Annotated in this window: 3 protein-coding genes; all 3 read right to left on the bottom strand. The window is 72.8% G+C overall.

What is annotated here, in order from left to right:
- Window positions 1–1,001 (bottom strand): aldehyde dehydrogenase family protein (locus AB0M52_RS32355; RefSeq protein ID WP_363961552.1); only part of this gene is annotated, 1,001 nt, incomplete at its 3' end.
- A gap of 20 nt (window positions 1,002–1,021) precedes the next feature.
- The gene (locus AB0M52_RS32350; RefSeq protein WP_363961550.1) at window positions 1,022–2,356 is read right to left on the bottom strand and encodes an NAD(P)/FAD-dependent oxidoreductase; all 1,335 of its coding nucleotides are present in this window, start codon (window positions 2,354–2,356) and stop codon (window positions 1,022–1,024) included.
- Window positions 2,353–3,509 (bottom strand): kynureninase (kynU, locus tag AB0M52_RS32345; protein ID WP_363961548.1); only part of this gene is annotated, 1,157 nt, incomplete at its 5' end. The genes AB0M52_RS32350 and kynU, both read right to left, overlap by 4 nt.

Genomic DNA, 3,509 nt, shown 5'->3' with positions numbered 1-3,509 from the left:
ATGTTCACCGTCGCCTCGTCCGCCGGCCAGCCGTACGCCAACTCGTCGGCGCGCTTGGCCAGCCGGGCGGTGAACTCCTCGAACACCGGCCGCTGCACGTAGATCCGTTCGGTGCACAGGCACACCTGACCGCCGTTGGTGAAGCTGGAGCGCACCGAGCCGGCGACCGCCGCGTCCAGGTCGGCGTCGGCGAAGACCAGGCCGGCGTTCTTGCCGCCCAGCTCGAAGCTGACCGCCTTCACCCCGTCGGCGGCGGCCCGCATGATGGCGCCACCGGTGGCGGACTCGCCGGTGAAGGTGATCGCGTCCACGCTCGGGTGCCGGGTGAGGAACTCGCCGGCCGAACCGGGGCCGAAGCCGTGCACCAGGTTGAACACGCCCTCGGGCACACCGGCCGCGGCCATCACCTCGGCGAGCAGCGTCGCCGAGGCGGGCGTCTCCTCGCTGGGCTTGACCACCACCGCGTTGCCGCAGGCCAGGGCCGGGGCGACCTTCCAGGTGAGCAGGAGCAGCGGAAGGTTCCACGGCACGATCACCGCGACCACACCGACCGGCTTGCGTACCGCGTAGTTGAGCGCCCGGCCACCGGTCGGGGTGACCGTGGTGAACGACTCCGTCGGCGCGGTGGCCACGATCTCGGCGAAGGCCCGGAAGTTGGCCGCGCCGCGCGGGATGTCCAGGGTCCGGGCCTGCGAGATGGCCTTGCCGGTGTCGGCGACCTCGGCGGCGACCAGGTCGTCGAAGCGGCGTTCCAGCTCGTCGGCGACCCGGCGCAGCACCTCGGCGCGTTCCCGCTCCCCCATCCGGCCCCACGGCCCGCGCAGCGCCGCCCGGGCCGCGGTCACGGCATCGTCCACCACGGACGAGGACGCCTCGACCACCTCGAAGACCGGCTCACCGGTCACCGGGCTGCGCTTGGTGAACCGGGTGCCGGTGTCGACGAACTCGCCGCCGACGAAGTTGCGCAGCAGGCCGGGCCCGTCCGGTGCCTGCCCGGCCATCAGCCGGGGATCCCAGCGCGTCATCCTCGCCTCCCGCGTCCCAACGCCAGCGCCGCGCCGGCCAGCACCGCCGCCGCGCCGGCCGCCACCGCGCCGAGCACCTGGTACTGCCGGCGGACCCGACGCCGCACCTCGGCGTACGGGATGGTGGAGAAGGAGACCAACTCGTACTGGGAGACGTACCGGCCGGGCAGCCCCCGCTCCAGGGCGTGCTCAACCTTCTTGCGGGTCTGGAACACCGGCGAGGCGACCTTGTCCCGCATCTCCACGAAGTTGGCCAGCGCCATTTGGGCGATCGCTTCGGCGTTGTCCTGCCGGCGGTGCTGGAACAGGGGCAACGCCGCAGACCAGTCGTCGGCGCACTCGGAAAGGCAGCGGTCCAGCTCCACCACGTCCTCGAAGGCGCAGTTCGCGCCCTGGCCGTAGAACGGCACGATGGCGTGCGCCGCGTCGCCGAGCAGGCCGACCCGCCCGTCGACCTGCCACGGGTCGCACCGCACGGTGCCGAGCACGCCGACCGGGTTGTGCTGGTAGTCGTCGACCAGGTTCGGGGCGAGCGGGAGCAGGTCCGGGTAGTGCTGCGCGAAGTGCCGCTCGATCGCCGCCTTGCTGCCCAGCGAGGCGAAGCTGGCGGTGCCGTGGGTGGGCCAGAACAGCGTGCAGGTGAAGGAACGATCCGGGTTGGGCAGGGCGATCATCATCGAGGTGCCGCGCGGCCAAATGTGCAGGGCGCCCGGGTCGAGCGCGAAGTCACCGCCCAGCGGCGGGATGGTGAGTTCCTTGTAGCCGTAGTCGAGGAAGTCGACGCTCTCGGTGAGCAGGCCGTGTTCGAGCAGCTGCCCGCGTACCGCCGAACCGGCGCCGTCGGTGCCGAGCACGGCCCGGGCGCCCGCGGTGACCGAGCCCTGCGGGGTGTCGAAGGTCATCTCCCCGGTCGCCGGGTCGAGCCCGACCAGCCGGTGGTCGAAGGCGATCCGCACCCCGGGCAGCTTGGCGGCGGCCTCCAGCAGCGCGTTGTTCAGCGCGCCCCGGCTGATCGAGTTGATCGCCCGGTCGCCGGAGACGCTGTACGGCTGGAACCCCGGCTCGCCCACCACCGGGTGCACCATCCGGCCGCGCATCGGCAGTGCGTCGACCATCACCTGCTCGGCCAGCCCGACCCGGCGCAGCGCGTCCAGGCCGCGCTCGGAGAGCGCCAGGTTGATCGAGCGTCCCCGCTCCGCCGTCCCGGTGCGCGGGTCCGGCCGCCGCTCGTACAGCGCCACCGGATAGCCGCGCCGGGCCAGGAAGCAGGCCAGCAGGCAGCCGGCCAGCCCGGCGCCCACCACGGCGATCTCGTCAGGTTCCGTACTCATGAGAAGGCCTCCACAGTCGCGGACAGCGCGTCGGCGACCCGCCAGCAGTCGTGGTACGTCGAGTAGAGCGGCACCGGGGCGAACCGGACGATGTCCGGCTCCCGGGCGTCGGCGATCACGCCGTGTTCGTGGCGCAGCCGCTTGGTCAGCTCGTTGGCGCTGCCTTCGCCGATGCGCACCGAGAGCTGGCAGCCGCGCCGGCCCGGATCGCGCGGGGTGACCACGGTGAGCGGTCGGTCGATGGTCACCTCGTCGAGCAGCCGCTCCAGGTAGCCGGTGAGCCGCAGGCTGCGCTCGCGCAGCGCGGGCATGCCGACCGAGTCGAACAACTCCAGCGAGGTGCGGACCGGGCCCATCGCGAAGATCGGCGGGTTGGAGATCTGCCACGCCTCGACGGTGCCCGGCGGCCGGCTGACCGCGGCCATCTCGAACCGGGTGGCCGCCGCCGTGCTCCACCAGCCCTCGTAGCGGGGCAGCGACTCGTCGCCGTGGTGCCGCTCGTGCACGAAGACCCCGCCGAGCGCCCCCGGCCCGGAGTTGAGGTACTTGTACGAGCACCAGGCGGCGAAGTCGACGTCCCAGTCGTGCAGCGACAGCGGCACGTTGCCCGCCGCGTGCGCCAGGTCCCAGCCGACGACCGCCCCGGCGGCCCGGCCGGCGGCGGTGATCGTGGGGATATCCATCAGCTCGCCGGTGAGGTAGTTGACCCCGCCGAGCAGGACCAGCGCGACGGTGTGCCCCTCGGCCCTGAGGAACGCGGTGACGTCCTCGGTCCGCAGGTTCTCCTCACCCGGGCGCGGCCTGAGCCGGACCACGGTGGTGTCCGGGTCGAGGCCGTGGAACCGGGCCTGGCTGCGCACCGCGTAGCTGTCCGACGGGAAGGCGGTGTCCTCGATGACGATCCGGGTCCGCTCCCCGGCGGGCCGGTAGAAGCTCACCATCAGCAGGTGCAGGTTGACCGTCAGCGAGTTCATCACCACGGTCTCCGTGGGCAGCGCGCCGACCAGTCGCGCGGCCGGCGCCGTCAGCAGCCCGTGGTACGGCAGCCAGGGGCGTTCCGCCTCCAGGTGGCCCTCGACGCCGAGCCGGCTCCAGGCATCCAGGTCGGACAGCAACTCGGTGCGGGTGGCCCGGGGTTGCAGGCCGAGCGAGT

This window comes from Micromonospora sp. NPDC051296, from assembly GCF_040682255.1.
Classification (GTDB): domain Bacteria; phylum Actinomycetota; class Actinomycetes; order Mycobacteriales; family Micromonosporaceae; genus Micromonospora; species Micromonospora craterilacus.
This window is presented reverse-complemented; position numbering and strand designations above follow the sequence as displayed.